Origin of the sequence: Bradyrhizobium septentrionale (assembly GCF_011516645.4) — a bacterium.
Classification (GTDB): Bacteria; Pseudomonadota; Alphaproteobacteria; order Rhizobiales; family Xanthobacteraceae; genus Bradyrhizobium; species Bradyrhizobium septentrionale.
Genome location: NZ_CP088285.1, coordinates 4204697 through 4221027, shown reverse-complemented (window position 1 = coordinate 4221027; position 16331 = coordinate 4204697). Strand labels below are relative to the sequence as shown.

The window sequence follows — 16331 nt, the reverse complement described above, 5'->3', positions numbered from 1 at the left end:
CGCGACCATCAGGCAGATACAGGAACGGCGGCACCAGCTGATCCTGCTTCTCCGGATGGTTCTTCAGCTCCGAGCGCTTCATCCAGTCGCGGACAAAGACCAGAATGCAGGGCCACGACCAGTCCTTGACCGACGAATTGAACAGCGTGCGCGGTCCGAGCGCCTGCGGTTTGGAGTGGGCCTTTCTTTCCGTCGCATTGCGATCGTTGTCGCGGATCAGATAGCGGCCAATTGCGGTGGCGTAGACCGACTGCAGGTGGGCGAGATGCACGTGATACGCCTCGCGGGCATCGAGCAGGTCCTTCACCGACAATGACGTGAAATCATGCTTGGTCAGGTCAATCATCTGGTTCCTCCGAAAATGCGCTTTGTGGCAACACCGGCTCAGGACGCAGCAATAGACGATCGCGCCAACCCACGATCGTGGGTTAGTTCACACAAGTTATACAATTTAAAAGGGATGACACGAATGTGACGGCTCACACGGCCTCCCCGAACATCCCGCGTGCGGAGTTCTATCTCTGCTGAGCGTGCCGCTTTATTTCTGCTGAGCGCGGCCCTCTATTTGCGCTGCGCGCGCCCTTTGGCGAAATGCCGGGCGAGGAAATCGGCGAGCACCTCGACACGGGCGGGCCGTGGGCCGCCGGGCGGGGTGACGAGATGCACGGCGCCTTCCGGCTGCTTCCAGCCTTTCAGGATCACCTCGACCTCGCCGCTTGCGATCGCATCGCCGACGATGAAGTCGGGCAGATCGGCGATGCCGAGCCCGGCCAGCAGCGCCGGCATCACCGCCTCGCCATTGTTGACCCTGAGCTGGCCGGCGGGGCGCACGCTCGCCTGCTCGCCCGACGCGTTGGTGTAGTGCCAGACACCCTGGGTCGAGAGATAGGCGTAGCCGAAGCATTTGTGCTCGGCGAGATGCATCGGATGGGTCGGCCGGCCGTGGCGCTTCAGATAGGACGGTGCCGCCACCGTGTAACGCGGCATGCCGCACAGCCGCCGCGCGATCAGCGAAGAATCCGGCAGCCGCGCGATGCGCAGGCCGGCGTCAAAGCCCTCGCCGATCAGATCCACCGTCGCATCGCTCAGATGCAGGTCGATCGCGACTTCCGGATAGGCCTCCATGAACTCGGGCAGCAGCGGCGCCACCGTCTTGATGCCAAAGCTCATCGGCACCGCGAGCCGCACCAGGCCGCGCGGCGTGGTCGATTGCGCCAGCGCCTCGCTCTCGGCGGCCTCGCCGTCGGCCAACAGCCGCGCGGCGCGCTCCGACAATTTCTGGCCGGCATCGGTCAGCGCCAGCCGCCGCGAGGTGCGGTTGAACAGCCGCGCGCCGAGCCGCTCCTCCAGCCGGCTGACCGCCTTGGACACCGTCGCCTTGGACAACGAGAGCTCGGTCGCGGCTGCCGCAAACGACCGTAACTCCACGACTTTTGCGAAAATCGCGAGCGCCTCGAAGTCCGGAAGTTTCGCCATGCGCCGCTGTCCTGATTACTCAATTTGGAAACAATGAGTTTCAATAGTTTCTATTTCTATACCACAGCCGGAGGCATATCCAAGTGCCATCAAATTCAATCGCAATTCAATCGATGGAGAAATCCAATGACCAAGAAGCTCTCCGGCAAGGTCGCCCTCGTCACCGGCGGTTCGCGCGGCATCGGCGCGGCCAGCGCCCGCGCGCTCGCTGCGGAAGGCGCCAACGTCACGATCAGCTACGTCGCCTCTCCCGAGAAGGCCGAGGCCGTCGTCACTGAACTGAAAGCCAAGGGCATCAACGCCCGCGCCTACAAGGCCGACCAGGCCTCCTCATCCGATGTCGATCAGTTGGTGAAGACCGTCGCCAGGGATTTTGGCCGGCTCGACATTCTCGTCAACAACGCCGGCGTCGCATCCGGCGGTGCGGTCGACGATCCCAAGGCCGATACCACCACGCTCGCCCGCCAGGAGGCGATCAACATCGATGGCGTCATCACCGCGATCCGCGCCGCCTCGAAGCTGATGGGTGAAGGCGGCCGCATTGTCACCGTCGGCTCCATGCTGGCCGACCGCGCCTCGTTCCCTGGTCTTGCCGACTACGTCGCCACCAAGGCGGCCGTCGTTGGCTACACCAAGGGCGCGGCGCGCGACCTCGGACGGCGCGGCATCACGGTGAATGTGGTGCAGCCCGGCTCGATCGACACCGACATGAACCCGAAGGACGGCGGCGAGTTTGCCGAGACGCAACGCTTGCAGCACGCGCTGCAGCGCTTCGGCCGGCCGGAGGAAGTCGCCGCCGGCGTCGTCTTCCTGGCGAGCCCGGACGCCTCGTTCGTGACCGGCACCGTGCTCAACGTCGACGGCGGCTTCGGCGCCTGATCGCAAAAATTTCTGGAGACGCCGGGTGAGGCCCACCCGGCCGCTCCGCAACATCGAAAATCAAAGAGGAATGACCATGATCGAACTGAGACCATTTGCTGAGCTTGGCGGTGCCGACCACGGCTGGCTGAAGGCCAAGCATCACTTCTCGTTTGCCAGCTACTACGATCCCGAGAATGTGAGCCACGGCGCGCTGCGGGTGTGGAACGATGATGAGATCGCGCCCAACTCCGGCTTCCCGGCTCATCCGCATGCCAACATGGAGATCATCACCTATGTCCGCGAGGGCGCGATCACGCACCAGGACTCGCTCGGCAACAAGGGACGCACCGAAGCCGGCGACGTGCAGGTGATGAGCGCCGGCAGCGGCATCCGCCACTCCGAGTACAATCTGGAGCCCTCGAAGACCAAGATCTTCCAGATCTGGATCGAGCCGACGACGAAGGGCGGCCATCCGACCTGGGGCTCAAAGCCGTTCCCGAAGGCGGACCGCTCGGGCAAGCTCGTCACCATCGCCTCGGGGATCGACGGCGACAACGACGCGCTGCCGATCCGCGCCAATGCGCGGGTGCTCGCCACCACGCTGAAGGCCGGCGAGAGCGCGGAATATTCCGCCGACAAGGCCCGTCACCTCTACCTGGTGCCGGCGGCCGGCAGCATCGAGGTCAACGGCGTGCGCGTCAATGCGCGCGACGGTGCCGCGATCCGCGACGAGGCCAAGCTGAAGATCACCGCGCTCGAAGATGCCGAGCTGGTGCTGGTCGACGCGGCCTGAGTCTCTCCACTCCGTCATGGCCGGGCTTGACCCGGCCATCCATCCCTCTTCGAAAGAGTCTTTCAAGATTGATGGATTGCCGGGTCAAGCCCGGCAATGACAGCCCTAGGACCAACTCCCCCAACCTCCCCCTACCAAACCCAAAAGGAGGCCATCATGGCCAAGGTTCTCGTTCTCTATTACTCCGCCTACGGTCACATCGAAGCCATGGCGAATGCGGTGGCGGAAGGCGCGCGCGAAGCCGGCGCCACCGTCGACATCAAGCGAGTGCCCGAGCTCGTGCCGGCCGAAGTCGCGAAAGCCTCGTACTACAAGCTCGACCAGGCCACGCCAGTCGCCGAGATTGACGATCTCGCCAACTATGACGCCATCATCGTCGGCACCGGCACCCGCTTCGGCCGCATGGCCTCGCAGATGGCCAACTTCCTCGACCAGGCCGGCGGGCTGTGGCTCAAGGGCGCGCTGAACGGCAAGGTCGGCGGCGCCTTCACCTCGAGCGCGACCCAGCATGGCGGCCAGGAGACCACGCTGTTCTCGATCATCACCAACCTCCTGCATTTCGGCATGACGGTGGTCGGCCTCAATTACGGCTTTGCCGGGCAGATGAAGCTCGACGAGGTCACCGGCGGCGCGCCCTACGGCGCCACCACCATCACCGGCGGCGACGGCAGCCGCCAGCCGAGCGAGAACGAACTGGCCGGCGCCCGCTATCAGGGCCGCGCGATCGCGGAGACCGCCAGGAAGCTGCACGGCTGAGCTTCACAGCTGGGTTTTCACGCCTGACTGGATGGTTGACGCGATAAGGGCGGCACTCGTTGAAGATTGCCGCCCTATCAGCTGCTTTCGGAAACGCCAGTTCCCGAGGTCATCGAGACTATTTTCGTGATATGCCGCAAGGCTTCTTGTCGGCCCAGCCCCGAGGTTTGCCATGACCAACACACAGAAGACCCGCTGGCCGGAACTGCCGACCGCGGCGTGGCGCGACAGCTGTGCCACGCTCCAGCTTTTCACCCAGATTGCCGGCAAGATCCGGCTGGCGAAATCGCCCTGGCTCAATCACTCCTGGCACGTCACGCTCTATGTCACGGCGCGCGGGCTGACGACCTCGCCGGTCCCCGACGGCGACCGCACGTTCCAGATCGACTTCGATCTTATCGATCACATGCTCAGCGTCTCGACCAGCGACGGCGCCGAGCGGCAATTCGCGCTGGCCGGTCAATCGGTCGCGAGCTTCTACGCGGCGCTCATGGGCAATCTGAAGGACCTCGGAATCGACGTCGTCATTGACGAGATACCGAACGAAGTCTCCGACCCGATCCGATTTTCGCAGGATACGCAGCATGCCTCGTACGACGCGGATGCCGTGCGCCGGTTTCACCAGATCCTTGTGAACTGCGACCGCGTGTTCAAGCAATTCCGGACCGGCTTTCTCGGCAAGGCGAGCCCGGTGCATTTCTTCTGGGGCAGCTTTGATCTCGCGGTGACGCGCTTCTCCGGCAGGACGGCACCGCGGCATCCCGGCGGCGTGCCACATTTGCCCGACGCGGTGGCGCACGAAGCCTATTCGCACGAGGTGAGCAGCGCCGGCTTCTGGCCGGGCGGCGGCGCAATCGATTACCCCGCATTCTATTCCTACGCTTATCCGGAACCCGCGGGCTATCGCAGCACGCCGGTGCGGCCCGACGCTGCATTCTTCAGCGAGGCACTCGGCGAATTCATCCTGCCATACGACGCCGTGCGGATGGCTGCAGATCCGGACAAGGCGCTGCTCGAATTCCTGCAATCGAGCTATGAGGCCGCGGCCATCAACGCGAACTGGGACCGTGCTGCGCTGGAATGCGCACAGGGCCAGCCGGGCGTGGTCAGAGGGGTCTAGAGCATTTTCGGTTCTGATCGAATCAGAACCGAAGCTCCAGCTTCTTGTCTGACGCGTTTACTTCACGCGAACCGGTATCCACTTCGCCTCGAAAACGCTCTAGCGCTGGCGCGCCGTACCAGTGGCTCAATCCTCCTCGCGCGAAGGCGTCGACTTGCCGAGTGCCTCTTTCAGCCGTGCTGAGAGTTTTGGATTGTGACGCAGCGCCAGCACGGCACGGTCACGCAGCGCCTGGGGTTGTCCGCGCCAGCTCAAGGCGGCACCGAGATCGACCAGCGGCGTACGCAGCGGTCCGAACCGCCGCTTGTAGCTGTAATTGCCGACCGAAAACTCGAACTCGCGCACGCCGTCTCTGTGCAGCGCCTCGATGGTGCGATCGATGATCAGCCGGCCCGGCGAGCACATCGACCACTTCTCGCCCGCATTGCTGATGCGGATCATGATGTAGCGCGAGCCGGTGCGGATGCCGAGCAGCGTCGCCACCACCTCGTCGTGCGTCGTCAGCGCGGTCATCACCGCATAGCCGCGGCCGGTGCCTTCGCGCACGAGGTCGCGATAGAAGGCGGTGGAGTCCGCATTGTCGAGCACGTAGTTGAGCCCAAGGCCCAGCAACCGATCGCCCTGCTGCGCCTCCGTGACCGAAAGGAGCTGCAATGCCTCGTCGGTGTCGGCAGCGAATTTGAAGGCGGCGGACGGTTCGCGGGTGAACACGCGCCAGCTCCGTTCCAGCTCCTTGCGGACCTTGCGGTCCAGCTCGTAGCGCCAGGCATTGTGGTCGTCGCCGATGGTCAGCAGATTGCCGTTGACGAGCGACGGTCCGACTCCATCGAGCAACGCCAGCGGATTGGATCGCGCCGCAAGCCTGACCGGCATCTTGCGAAAACGAATCAGATCGGCACCGCCCTGCATCTTGCGAAGCGCCGCCTTCAGGTCGCGCCAGAACTGCCAGGCGGCGACGTCGTCACGAGGGGCGGCCGGGCCGAGCAACGGCGCGTTGAAATCGGTGAGATTGAGATCGGCGAATTCGATGATGCGGAGGCTGCCCTGGCGGTGACGGATCAGCGGCAGCAGCGCGGCGCGCTCGCCGGTCGCAGCATCGCTGACGATGGCGATCAGCGGCTCGACGCCGTCCGTCGATGCAAAAGCTCGATACCACGACATGTACCATTGCGGATGCTGGAACGCGGTGAGCGGATCGAATGCGCCCCAACGGGCAACGGCCTGCGCCCAATCGTCAACCAGCTCGACGCGATAGCCGACTGCATGGGAGGAGACCCGCGCCCCGGATTTCTCAACCGCTGTCGTCAATACTGTCATTGCGGCACCTGCTTCCGGCCCAACGCGCTTACGCCGCTTCCAACGCCGCCTTCAACTCTGCCTTGGGCAGGTCGACGATCTTGCCGAGATCGCTCTCGTCGAGACGGAAATCGATCTGGCGGCGCACCGCGCGTTCGCGCTTTACCCACTTGCCGTCGCGCAGCAGCTTCTGCATCACTTGCTTGGCGAAGAAAGTGGGACCGCGGATGCTGCGGCTGCGCGGCGCGTAGCCGAAGCGGTGACGCAGCATGCCGTTGGCGAGGTGCAGGATCTGGGCACGGCGGATGTCGTCGTTCACATAGGAGATCGTCATCGAGATGTTGACGGTATCGAGGTTCTCGACGCGGTGCGGCGCATTGAGCGGCCAGTTCAGCATCTGGCCGGGTTCGAGATCGATCACCTGCGCGTGCCAGTCGTACCAGGGCTCATAGGGGATATCGACCTCGACATCGAACAGAGCGATGTTCTCCAGATGCTCGGGCCGGATGAACGGCTGCGTGTTGGGATAGATATAGACCCGCTTGCAGCCGGCGATCTGCACCAGGCCCTGCCCCGGCAGATCGGCGTGGTAATAGACCTGCGCGTCGGGTGACGAAATCAGGATGCCGGCCTGATGGGTCGGCGCGTCGAAACCCGGGACCTTGGCGGCGATCTCGCCGAACATCCGCTCGATCATGTCGCGGTAGCGATGATCGACCGCGGTGACGTTGCGCAGGTTCAGCCACAGGCCGCCGCGCGAGATCGACTCGATCACCTGCTGGCCGCGCAGCCTGCCGATCTCGCCCTCGCGCCAGACGCGGCTCGATCCCCTGGCGCCGGTCTTGACCAGGCTGTAATGCTCGCGCGGATAGTGCTCGATCAATTTCGCCAGATCGTCCATCGAGAACGCCGGCTGCTTGTGCATGGTGTGCTCGAGCCGGATCGGCTGATGGCTCCAGAGCTTGGAATGGTTGTCATCCCAATTCGCGAAGATCTTGCCCGTCGTCATGGTCGCACTCCTGGCTGCTGCACCGTTTCGCTTCATCCGATGTCCCGTTCCGGGACGCGCCGGCAGCTCTTGAGCGGGAATTGGCAAGAAGGATGCCGTCGCGTATGCGCGCGCGGTTACCCGAAGCTAATGTCTCGCCGATATGGCTATCCGCGATTTTTCCGGAGCCGGCCGCCAAGGCCGACAGCACTGAATGGCCGAAAAACCCCGATATCGCGCGCTGTTTCTCGGCGCCGGACCGCAGATGCACTGCGGCGTCGGGCAATTCACCTGCCTGCTGCAGCAGACGATCGAGAAGATCGAGCCCGGCGCTAGCACGGCGTTAACCCTGACCCAGACCGACGGCACGATCGCCGAGACCTGGCGCGCGGTCGGCAGCGCCGACAGCGTGGTCTGCAACTTCCCGATCGTGGCCTGGAAGCGGGTGATCCTGCGGCCGCTGCTCGCGCTGCTGTTCGCCCAGCTGCGCCGCCGCAAGGTTGTCCTGATCCAGCACGAATGGGCCGGCCTCAACGGCATCCGGCGGCTGACCTATATCCCGGCATTGTGGCTCGCCAATACCATCGTGATGTTCTCGCCGCTGGTGCGCCGCGAGCTCGCCGACGATCCGATCATGCGCGGCATGGTGCGGAAATGCGTGCTGGCGCCGCTGCCGCCGAACATCGCAGCGCCGGCGAACACGGCGGATTCGATGCTGCTGCAGCGGCTGGTCGCGGCACGCAGCGACGGACAGCTCGTCATCGGGCATTTCGGCTCGATCTATCCCGGCAAGCAGCCCAACGGGTTGCTCGAGATCGGCGCGATCCTGAAGCAGCGGGACTTGCGGCCGCTGATCGTCTATGTCGGTTCCTTCATCCGCGGCGTCGAAAATATCGAGCAGAAATTCCACATCCGCGTTGCCGAACTGGGCCTGAAGAGCGACGTCATCGTCTCCGGCTATGTCGCGTCCGATCTCGAGGTGTTCGGCCTGCTCAGCGAGATCGACGTGTTCTGCTACTCGCTGGCCGAGGGCCTGAGCGCGCGGCGGTCGAGCATTCTGGCCTGCGTGCAATCCGGCCGGCCGCTGATCGTCACCGGTCCGGCGCTGCCGGACGAGTTCGACCATCATCCGCGCTTCAGGGAGCTGATCGACCGCGGCGCGATCCTTTTGGTGCCGCGCGACGCCGACAGTGCGGCCTATGCTGACCAGATCATCGCGGCGCTGAAGCGGCCGACCGCGCAGGTGCCGTTCGATTTCGAGGGCTGGTGGACGGACGTCGCCAACGCGATTCGCGCACAGCTCTAGAGCATGATCCGGAAAAGTGTGTAGCGGTTTTCCGAAGAGATCATGCTCAAATCAAAGAGCTAGAGCGAGATGACGATTCGAAGAAAGTCATCCCGCTCTAGCTTCGCATCCGGAACCGGGCGAGATAATGCAGCCCGAACACCGCGATCAGGAACGTGACCCAGATCGTATCGGCGCGATCCAGGAAGAAGCTCTCCATCGACGACAGATAGAGGCCGAACAGCCAGATGCGCAGGAACAGCATCGTCAGCGGCGCATCATTGCTGCCGAGATCCGCTGCCTGGAAGTCGCGCAGCGGCTTGATGACAACGGCCGCGATCAGCAGCACGAGCCCCGGCAGGCCGGTTCCGAGCGCGGTGTCGAGATAGCCATTGTGGCTGTGCGAGGCGTAGCCCGCCCACTCCTTGCCTTCCTGCAGGTTCTGGATCGCGTTAGAGCCCCAGAACGCTTCGAAGCCATAGCCGGTCCATAGCCGCTGGTGCAGCGAATCGAGCGCGAACGCCCAGATGTCGGCACGGCCGGTGAAGGAGGTGTCGAGCGGCATCCGGTCGGCGATCGCCGCCAGCGTATCGCTCATGACAGTGCCGACGCTGAACAGATTGAGCAGCACCAATGGCGTCAGCAGCAGCAGCGCACGCCCCGAGAGCGAGCGGATCACCGGCAGCAGCGAGGTCAGCATCAGCACTGCGACGCACAGCACGATCGCGCTCTTGCCGGCGGTGAAGAACAGGAAGATCGCGGCGAGCACGGCGACGGCGATGCCCGACAGCCAGCCGCCGGCGCGCATCAAATAGATGCCGAGAAAGATCAGCATCGCCATCATCGCGGCGGCGACGTTCTTGTGGCCGAACGCACCGCGCCAATTGCCGGCGAGCGCCGGCTCCTGCGGGTCGGTGGCCTGGTGGATCGACAGATGCGGCGCCAGGAGAACGCCGAGAAAGCAGGTCACGAGCAGGACCAGCGCGGCGATGCCGAACCAGCGCATCAACTCGCCCTGCGACTTCGGCAGCAGCAGCAGCGTCGCCGTCACCACGATAACGAACACCGAGAGCGCCAGCCGGCGTAGCGAGGTGGCCGGATCGAACGACAGCACGACGGTAACGCAGATCCAGCCTGCGAACAGCAGGAAGGCCGGCGTCAGCAGCGACTTCAGCGCCGGCAGATTGTCGCGCAGGGTCAGCGCCAGCATCGCGACCATCAGCACGCCGAACAGGCCGTAGAGAAACGCTTCCTTGCCCGAAGTCACCTCGCCGACATAGAAGCCAGAGAGATCGGCGAACGGACGCAGCGAGATCCAGACCAGCAGCAGAATGCCGATGAAGAACGCGCAGCGGACGATATCTATCACCGGCCGCCGCGCGATGTCGGCGATCAGCGCCCGGCTTTCGGTCGTGACGGACAAGTCGCTCACGAGGCGATCTTGGAGGCGGCGTAGGGCTGCGGCTCGATGCCGAGCACCGCAAGCGCGCTGCCGATGGCGACCACCATCGGATGCATCGCGATCACGGCCTGATGCTCGCGCAGCACGATGCGCGTGAAGCGATACAGCGAGAACGGCACGAGGCCGAACATCTTGGCCTTGACGGCGGCGCGCGACCACACCGTCTGCGCCGCCTTGCTCTCGATGTGATAGTTGATCGCACCGATCCGCAATCCCCGCCGCACGATCCAGCCGAGATTGGTCCGGGTCGAGGGCACGGTCTCGCTGATTGTGGCCTCCGTCACCCAGAAGAAGCGGAAGCCCGCGCGGCGCGCCCGCGCGAAGAAATCGTGGTCGCCGCCGCCGAGGAAGTTGAAGCGCAGGTCGAAGGCAGGACTGCCGAGCCGCTCGAACACCGTACGCCGGATCAGACAGTTGCCGCAGCCATAGATCACCGGGACCGGTCCGCTGGCATGATAGGCCGGCGCGAATGCCGGATGGCGCTTGAGCCCGCCCTTGTGCTTGTCAGCGAAGTCAGGCCACACCGGCCCGCCGATGATGTCGGCGCCGGAGGTCTCGGCCGCCTGCGCCATCCGCTCCAGCCAATCCGGCGCGGCGACCTCGTCGTCGTCGATCATCAGGAAATTCCTGGCGTTCGGGAAGGTCTCGAGCGCGGTCTCGAACGCCGCGTTGATTGCCTGGCAATTGCCCTGCCGGGGCTCGACGATGCAGATGCCGCTGAGACGCCCGGAGTTGAGGAATTCGGCCGCAACCGGCGCGCTTTCGCATCGTGCGGCGTCGTTCTCGACCACGACGACCGCGAAGCTGCGCCCGGTGCGTTGCGCCGCGACCGATTCAAGCGTCAGCCGCAGGTGCTTCGGCCGGCGGAAGCTCGGAATACAGATCACGGTTTCGACGGAGCAATCGAGCGCGGGCGAGGTGGTGACCCAGGCGCGTTCCACGGCGGCAAGCTCTGTCGACATCTCGATGCCCTCCTGGCAATCGCGATCCGCAAAGCGCGCATCATCCCGGCACGGATCGGAATGGGACATCGCCGTCCCAAAGTGACCGACACAGGCGGCAATACGGTCGCGGATCGAACGTTACGGCGACCTCATGGCAAAATCCGCTCCAGCCGCGGCACACGTCATCGCAACTTCGTCGCAAGGTTAATTAGAAGTCTAGTGAAGCAATTTACCGCGAAGGGATGGCCGTGCGAGGCCGCGGCCTCGCGATCGCGGCCCGCGCTGTTAGCGAGTCCTTATGGTTAAGGGCCGCCACGCGCACGCAAAGCGCGTTTCAGGCGTCCGGCTGGCATCCAATTTGCTGATGAACCTATAAATCGTCCATCGATCCGACCGCGGCAACGATAACAACCATCTGAGGTTCACCTTGAAAGCGCTCGACCTCGTCTCGCTCGGCACCAAGCATGTACGCAACGCCCTTTCGGAAGAGCTCTATCTGCGTACCGGACGCGACGTCACGCGCCCGGCCGCGATCTTCGCGGAGGTGGTCGAACGCTGCAATTACAAATGCCGCTATTGCGACTACTGGCGCCGTCCGAACTATCGCGACGAGATGTCGATCGACGAATGGCAGCGGGCGCTCGCAAGCCTGAAGGAATTCATCGGCGCCTATCACGTCGAGTTCGCCGGCGGCGAGCCCTACATCAAGAAGGGCTTTCTCGATCTCTTGCGATTCTGCCGCGACAACGACATCCATTGGGGCGTCACCACCAATGGCGGCGCCTATCTCAACAAGAAGATCGTCGCACAAACCGTCGAGGCGCGCCCGTTCAACATCAATATCTCGATCGACTCGACGGACCCGACGATCCACAATTATTCGCGTGGTGTCGAAAATTCCCTGAGCGACATCGTGCAGGGCATCCGCAATGTCGCCGAGCAGCGCCGCGCCGAGGGCCTGGACTTCCCGATCATCATCAAGCCGGTCGTGCACAAGCTCAACTTCCGCCGCCTGCCCGAGATGGTCGACTGGATCCAGCAGATCGGCGCCACCGCGCTGAGCTTCCAGCCAGTCGAGCAGGGCACGCAGGAGGTCGAGGACGAGCTGTGGATCGGCGAGAGCGAGCTGGACGATCTCATCAAGGTCCGCGACGAGCTGCTGCGCCTGAAGCGCGCGGGCGCACCGATCCTCAATGGCGAGGCCGTGCTGCGGGCCTGGCCGAATCATTTCCGCCGCGAGAAGGCGCCGAAGGAAGTGATGCCGTGCCGGGTCGGCATGCGGAATTACTTCATCCGTTCCGACGGCCGCCTCGAAGTGTGCTGGTTCTTCAAGCCGATCGGCAACGTCCGCACCCAGACCGCCCGCGAGATCTGGTACAGCGAGGAAGCCCAGGCCCGCCGCAAGGAAACCATCGCCTGCGACAAGCTCTGCCTGTTCACCTGCCTCGCCCAGCGCACGCTGCAGGACAAGCTGAAGATGGGCCTGACGCTGCTGACCAACACCAAGGCCGCCTGACGCCGCAAGAGAGAGACAGCAAAGCCCGATCGGTCCAGCGGACCGATCGGGCTTCTGCTTGAGCGGGTGGAGGCAGCTGGTCAGCCCGCAAACAATTTTCGAAACAGGCTGGCGGATTCCGGAAATTGGCCATTGTCGATCTGCGTCGGCCACAGGCCATCGACATCGAAATAAGCCGCATAGGCGATGGCGGCCTGATTGGCCGCGAACCAGTCGTGCATCTGCTGCACGAAGGTGGCGTTGTCGCCGGATTGGCCGACGCCCCACTCCGGATAGCTCATCAGCTTGCCGTGCTTTGCCGCGAACGTGCGCTGCCATTCCAGGCCGAAGGGCGCCTTGAGATAGGAATTGGTCCAGCGCTCGGCCGCGCTACCCTCCGATTTGAAGTCGTAGACGTCGAGGCCGATGAAATCGACGACGTCATCGCCGGGATAGGCTGTAGCGGCCGGCATGTCTTGCGGCCCCCAGCCCGGACACCAGTCGAACTTGAAGCCGCCGGAGTGCCGACGGAAGATTCCGGCCACGCGACGGAACGCCTTGATGTAGTCGTCCTCGTGCCCCCCGGCGAACCAGCCCATGTTGGAGATGTTCATCTCCCAGCCGAGGCGAATGATCGCCTTCGGATGTGCTGCCGCGATCGCGCGCGCGGCCGCCTCGAACTCGGCGTCGTGCGCGCCAGCGGCAACATCGGCAAGCGGCGTGCCGGTGATGGTGAGCGGCACCGACCAAACTACATCGCGCGCCGGATTGAGCTTCTTCCAGAGCCCCGGCACCCAATCCAGCTTGTGAAAATCCTCCCAGCTGGTCTGGCCGTAGAAGTCGACGCCGAGCACCGACGAGCGCGGCCGGCCGAGCCATGTCTCCCAGGCCTGCAGCACATGCTCGCGGCCGGTTTCGCCCCAGTTGACGAACGCGCCGGCGAACCGCGCCGAATTTGCACCAAGCCGCGACCGGCCTGACGGTGCGGCCCGCGCCGTCGACAATCCGCCCAAGGCTCCGCTCAGGGCAAGCGCCGCGACGGCGAAGACGCCGCGCCGCGTGAGTCCGCGATCAGTCGGCATGGCGCGCTCCGACAAACTCGTGCGCAGCGCGTGTGCCAAAAGCGCACAGCGCCGCTGTCTCGAAATGGACGGATGGCGCTGCCTGCGGGCTGACCGCGCCGCTCATCCGCTGGAAATGCCACCAAATCTGCATGCGCACCTGCCTGCGCCGACCTCGTCGGCAATCGAGCCAGCAACACTGCAATATCCGGGCAACGTCGCGATCCAGCGTCAAAATCGCGCAACCCGACGTTTCCTTCCGATCCGTTAACCGATGCTGCCCGCCGCCATTTACCATTGCTTAACCATCAGCGCCGTCGATGGGGTCATCAAAATCCTCCGGCACCGATCTTGCTGAACTGGGGTTCAGGACAAGTCTGGCGGCCACGATGTTCCGCCTTGAAACGGTGACGCCGGAGAGAGTTACAAGATGAACCCTGTCGCGTTGCTGACCCCGACCTACGGGCGCGATCTGGAAATCTGCACGCTGCTCTGCGAGAGCGTCGATCGCCACGTCACGTCCTTCTCCAGGCATTATCTGCTGGTGCCGGATTGCGACCTGCCGCTGTTCGCGCCGCTCGCCAGCGAGCGCCGCATCATCATCCCCGCCTCCTCCTTCCTGCCCGACTGGCTGCGGCCGCTGCCGCGCGTGATCCAGCGCAAGCGCCGCCAGTTCTGGTGGTCGCTGCGCGCCAAGCCGGTGAACGGCTGGCACGTGCAACAGATCCTCAAGATCGCGGCAACGATCACGCTGCCCTATGAGCGGTTCTGCATCCTGGATTCGGACATCGTGTTCTTCCGCGATTTCGACCTCGCGCGCTTCCAGTATCCGAACACGATCCCGCTCCTGAAAATGGCCGACGCCGTCACCGCCGATCAGCCGCGCCATTCGCGCTGGCTCGCGACCAGCCACCAGCTGATCGGCCTGCCGACGCCGCCGTTTCCGGCGCCTGATTTCATCGGGCACATCATCTTCTGGGACAAGCAGACCACCCGCGCGCTCGCCGAGCGGATCGAGGCCGTCTCCGGCATGAGCTGGATCGAGGCGCTGTGCCGGACCCGCGAGTTCTCCGAATATCTGCTGTACGGCTTCTTCATCATAAACGACGAGGCATCTGCGCTCCGTCACTCCGTCGTCCCCAAGACGCAATGCGTCAGCTACTGGGACGATCCGACCCTGAGCAAGGACGAGCTGACCCGGCTGCTGCTGCGTGCCAACAAGGACGACGTCGCGTTCTCGATCGCATCGTTCTCGGGGACGCCGGTCGCGACGATTCGCGAGGTGGTGGCCGAGAGCGACGCCATCCTGGGCTCAATGGCGGCGACACGGCCGGCGGAGCTCGCCGCATCATGCTGATCGGACAGGCCAGCATCAATTTGACCGCCAACGTGCTCTCGGCGCTGCTCGGCCTGCTCAGCGTGTTCATCTTCACGCGGCTGTTCGCGCCGCATGATTATGGCGTCTACCTGCTCGGTGTCGGCTTTGCCTCCGTCATCTCCGTGTTCCTGGTCGGCTGGTTTCGCAACCTGATCCTGAGCGGCCACGGCCGCGACGACGGCACCGATGTCCGCGGCCTGGTGGCGTCGGGCTATCTGATCTGCTGCCTCACCGCGCCGATCGCCTATCTGCTGGCGCGTCTGGTCGGCCTCGATGCGACTGCCGCGCTGGCAGCCGTCGTTCTCGCAATCGCGATCGGCCTGTTCGAGCTGACGCAGGATCTGCTGCGCGCCCGGCTGCAGGCGCTTTCGGTGATGAAGGCGACGCTGGTCCGCGCCGGCGCCCTGCTCGGCTTCGGCGTCGTAGCCGCAACGGTCAGCCCGAGCGGCTTCCTGCTGCTGCTTGCGGCCGCCTCGGCCTATCTCCTGGCCGTGCTCGTGCAGTCGCGCCGCGCATGGCGCGGCACGGCCCTGAACTTCGACCGCGCCGACCTGCAATCGCTGGCCCGCGCCGGCCTGCCACTGACCGTGTCGCTGACGTTGCTTGCGATCTCGAGCGTGACCGACCGCTTCATGATCGCCAACCTGATCGGCGCGGCCGACGCCGGCAAATATGTCGCGGCGCTCGACCTGGTGCGCCAGACCCTGATGATGCCGGCGATGAGCATGGCCGCGGCGTTCTTCCCGATGGCCGTGCAGATCCAGGCACGGCAAGGCGACGCCGCGGTCAGGAGCCACCTCGCCGACTGCCTCGAACTGCTCACTGGCGTCACGCTGCCGGCCTGTCTCGGCTTCGCGCTGATCGCCCCGCATGTCGCCAACATCATCCTCGGCGTCGACTTCCGCGCGATCGCGGGCGAGATCATGCCGATCATCGCAATCGCCGTGCTGTTCCAGGTGCTGACGCAGCAATATCTGCATGCGAGCTTCCTGCTGTCGGGGCGCAATTCCTTCTATCTGATCAACACCGCCTCGATCATCGCGGCGAATGTGATCCTGTCCTATCTGCTGGTCAGCCTTGACGGCACGATCGGCGCGGCCTGGGCGCGGCTCGGCGCCGACATCACCGGCTTTGCCTGTGCCCTGATCCTGAGCCGCTTCGCTTTCCGGATACCAATCCCGCTCGGCCGCCTCGCTTTGATCGTCATCGCCGCACTCGCGATGGCGCTCACCGTGGGTGCGCTCGACCGCGCGTTGCATCTCGCCGATCTGCCCGCCAGCATCGTGCTGATCGGCGCGGGGTTCGCCGTCTACGCCGCGCTCTGCTGGCTGTTCGACATCGCGCGCCTGCGCGGCCGGCTGAAGCAGGGCCTCGCCATGTTCCGTACCAAATTCGCAAACAGCAATGTCGGGTGAG

15 protein-coding genes are annotated in these 16331 nt (G+C 64.5%); 9 read left to right on the top strand and 6 right to left on the bottom strand.

Annotated elements, in window-relative coordinates:
- Positions 1–561: 561 nt before the first annotated feature.
- Positions 562–1476, bottom strand: a complete 915-nt coding sequence (locus HAP48_RS21790) for a LysR family transcriptional regulator (RefSeq protein ID WP_166210114.1) — start codon at positions 1474–1476, stop codon at positions 562–564.
- Positions 1477–1602: 126 nt separating this feature from the next.
- Here HAP48_RS21790 and HAP48_RS21785 point away from each other — a divergent pair, with 126 nt between their 5' ends.
- From HAP48_RS21785 to HAP48_RS21770, 4 genes are all read left to right on the top strand, one after another.
- Positions 1603–2355: an SDR family NAD(P)-dependent oxidoreductase gene (locus tag HAP48_RS21785; RefSeq protein ID WP_166210117.1), complete on the top strand. Its 753-nt coding sequence runs from the start codon at positions 1603–1605 to the stop codon at positions 2353–2355.
- A gap of 76 nt (positions 2356–2431) precedes the next feature.
- Positions 2432–3130 carry a pirin family protein gene (locus tag HAP48_RS21780; RefSeq protein ID WP_166210120.1) on the top strand — a complete coding sequence of 233 codons (699 nt, stop codon included), beginning with the start codon at positions 2432–2434 and terminating at the stop codon, positions 3128–3130.
- Between the two features lie 156 nt (positions 3131–3286).
- Positions 3287–3886 carry an NAD(P)H:quinone oxidoreductase gene (gene wrbA, locus HAP48_RS21775; protein ID WP_166210123.1) on the top strand — a complete coding sequence of 200 codons (600 nt, stop codon included), beginning with the start codon at positions 3287–3289 and terminating at the stop codon, positions 3884–3886.
- Positions 3887–4058: 172 nt separating this feature from the next.
- Positions 4059–5006 carry a DUF5996 family protein gene (locus HAP48_RS21770; RefSeq protein WP_166210126.1) on the top strand — a complete coding sequence of 316 codons (948 nt, stop codon included), beginning with the start codon at positions 4059–4061 and terminating at the stop codon, positions 5004–5006.
- 126 nt (positions 5007–5132) lie between these two features.
- On the opposite strand, the gene HAP48_RS21765 is transcribed toward HAP48_RS21770, so the two are convergent.
- Together HAP48_RS21765 and HAP48_RS21760 are read right to left on the bottom strand one after the other, a co-directional pair.
- The gene (locus HAP48_RS21765) at positions 5133–6323 is read right to left on the bottom strand and encodes a GNAT family N-acetyltransferase (RefSeq protein ID WP_166210129.1); all 1191 of its coding nucleotides are present in this window, start codon (positions 6321–6323) and stop codon (positions 5133–5135) included.
- A 28-nt stretch (positions 6324–6351) separates the two neighbouring features.
- Positions 6352–7311 carry a cupin domain-containing protein gene (locus HAP48_RS21760; RefSeq protein WP_166210132.1) on the bottom strand — a complete coding sequence of 320 codons (960 nt, stop codon included), beginning with the start codon at positions 7309–7311 and terminating at the stop codon, positions 6352–6354.
- A 193-nt stretch (positions 7312–7504) separates the two neighbouring features.
- Here HAP48_RS21760 and HAP48_RS21755 point away from each other — a divergent pair, with 193 nt between their 5' ends.
- Positions 7505–8596 (top strand): glycosyltransferase family 4 protein, encoded by a 1092-nt coding sequence (locus HAP48_RS21755; RefSeq protein WP_166210135.1) that lies wholly within the window; start codon positions 7505–7507, stop codon positions 8594–8596.
- A gap of 97 nt (positions 8597–8693) precedes the next feature.
- Here HAP48_RS21755 and HAP48_RS21750 read toward each other — a convergent pair whose 3' ends face one another.
- Positions 8694–10007, bottom strand: a complete 1314-nt coding sequence (locus HAP48_RS21750) for an O-antigen ligase family protein (RefSeq protein WP_166210138.1) — start codon at positions 10005–10007, stop codon at positions 8694–8696.
- On the bottom strand, positions 10004–10999 hold the full coding sequence (locus HAP48_RS21745; RefSeq protein WP_166210141.1) for a glycosyltransferase family 2 protein: 996 nt from the start codon (positions 10997–10999) through the stop codon (positions 10004–10006). Before HAP48_RS21745 ends, HAP48_RS21750 begins: the two co-directional genes overlap by 4 nt.
- A 409-nt stretch (positions 11000–11408) precedes the next feature.
- Here HAP48_RS21745 and HAP48_RS21740 point away from each other — a divergent pair, with 409 nt between their 5' ends.
- On the top strand, positions 11409–12497 hold the full coding sequence (locus tag HAP48_RS21740) for a radical SAM protein (RefSeq protein ID WP_166210144.1): 1089 nt from the start codon (positions 11409–11411) through the stop codon (positions 12495–12497).
- 80 nt (positions 12498–12577) lie between these two features.
- Here the strand turns inward: HAP48_RS21740 and HAP48_RS21735 are convergent, their stop codons facing one another.
- Entirely contained in the window at positions 12578–13558 is a 981-nt protein-coding gene (locus tag HAP48_RS21735) for a glycoside hydrolase family 26 protein (protein ID WP_166210147.1), read from the bottom strand.
- Here HAP48_RS21735 and HAP48_RS21730 point away from each other — a divergent pair.
- The 3 genes from HAP48_RS21730 (at position 13557) to HAP48_RS21720 (ending at position 16330) form a co-directional block, all read left to right on the top strand.
- Entirely contained in the window at positions 13557–13808 is a 252-nt protein-coding gene (locus HAP48_RS21730) for a hypothetical protein (RefSeq protein WP_166210150.1), read from the top strand. The genes HAP48_RS21735 and HAP48_RS21730 overlap by 2 nt on opposite strands.
- A gap of 159 nt (positions 13809–13967) precedes the next feature.
- Entirely contained in the window at positions 13968–14894 is a 927-nt protein-coding gene (locus HAP48_RS21725; RefSeq protein WP_166210153.1) for a DUF6492 family protein, read from the top strand.
- Positions 14888–16330, top strand: coding sequence for a lipopolysaccharide biosynthesis protein (locus HAP48_RS21720; protein ID WP_166210156.1), 1443 nt, complete (start codon positions 14888–14890; stop codon positions 16328–16330). The genes HAP48_RS21725 and HAP48_RS21720 overlap by 7 nt, the downstream gene beginning before the upstream one ends.
- Position 16331: the final 1 nt, after the last annotated feature.

What these genes read in the sequence shown, in the direction of transcription:
- HAP48_RS21790 (WP_166210114.1), bottom strand. Translation starts at nt 1,476, where the DNA reads ATGGCGAAACTTCCGGACTTCGAGGCGCTCGCGATTTTCGCAAAAGTC.
- HAP48_RS21765 (WP_166210129.1), bottom strand. Translation starts at nt 6,323, where the DNA reads ATGACAGTATTGACGACAGCGGTTGAGAAATCCGGGGCGCGGGTCTCC.
- HAP48_RS21745 (WP_166210141.1), bottom strand. Translation starts at nt 10,999, where the DNA reads ATGTCGACAGAGCTTGCCGCCGTGGAACGCGCCTGGGTCACCACCTCG.
- HAP48_RS21735 (WP_166210147.1), bottom strand. Translation starts at nt 13,558, where the DNA reads ATGCCGACTGATCGCGGACTCACGCGGCGCGGCGTCTTCGCCGTCGCG.
- HAP48_RS21725 (WP_166210153.1), top strand. Translation starts at nt 13,968, where the DNA reads ATGAACCCTGTCGCGTTGCTGACCCCGACCTACGGGCGCGATCTGGAA.
- HAP48_RS21785 (WP_166210117.1), top strand. Translation starts at nt 1,603, where the DNA reads ATGACCAAGAAGCTCTCCGGCAAGGTCGCCCTCGTCACCGGCGGTTCG.
- wrbA (WP_166210123.1), top strand. Translation starts at nt 3,287, where the DNA reads ATGGCCAAGGTTCTCGTTCTCTATTACTCCGCCTACGGTCACATCGAA.
- HAP48_RS21770 (WP_166210126.1), top strand. Translation starts at nt 4,059, where the DNA reads ATGACCAACACACAGAAGACCCGCTGGCCGGAACTGCCGACCGCGGCG.
- HAP48_RS21720 (WP_166210156.1), top strand. Translation starts at nt 14,888, where the DNA reads ATGCTGATCGGACAGGCCAGCATCAATTTGACCGCCAACGTGCTCTCG.
- HAP48_RS21780 (WP_166210120.1), top strand. Translation starts at nt 2,432, where the DNA reads ATGATCGAACTGAGACCATTTGCTGAGCTTGGCGGTGCCGACCACGGC.
- HAP48_RS21730 (WP_166210150.1), top strand. Translation starts at nt 13,557, where the DNA reads ATGGCGCGCTCCGACAAACTCGTGCGCAGCGCGTGTGCCAAAAGCGCA.
- HAP48_RS21755 (WP_166210135.1), top strand. Translation starts at nt 7,505, where the DNA reads ATGGCCGAAAAACCCCGATATCGCGCGCTGTTTCTCGGCGCCGGACCG.
- HAP48_RS21760 (WP_166210132.1), bottom strand. Translation starts at nt 7,311, where the DNA reads ATGACGACGGGCAAGATCTTCGCGAATTGGGATGACAACCATTCCAAG.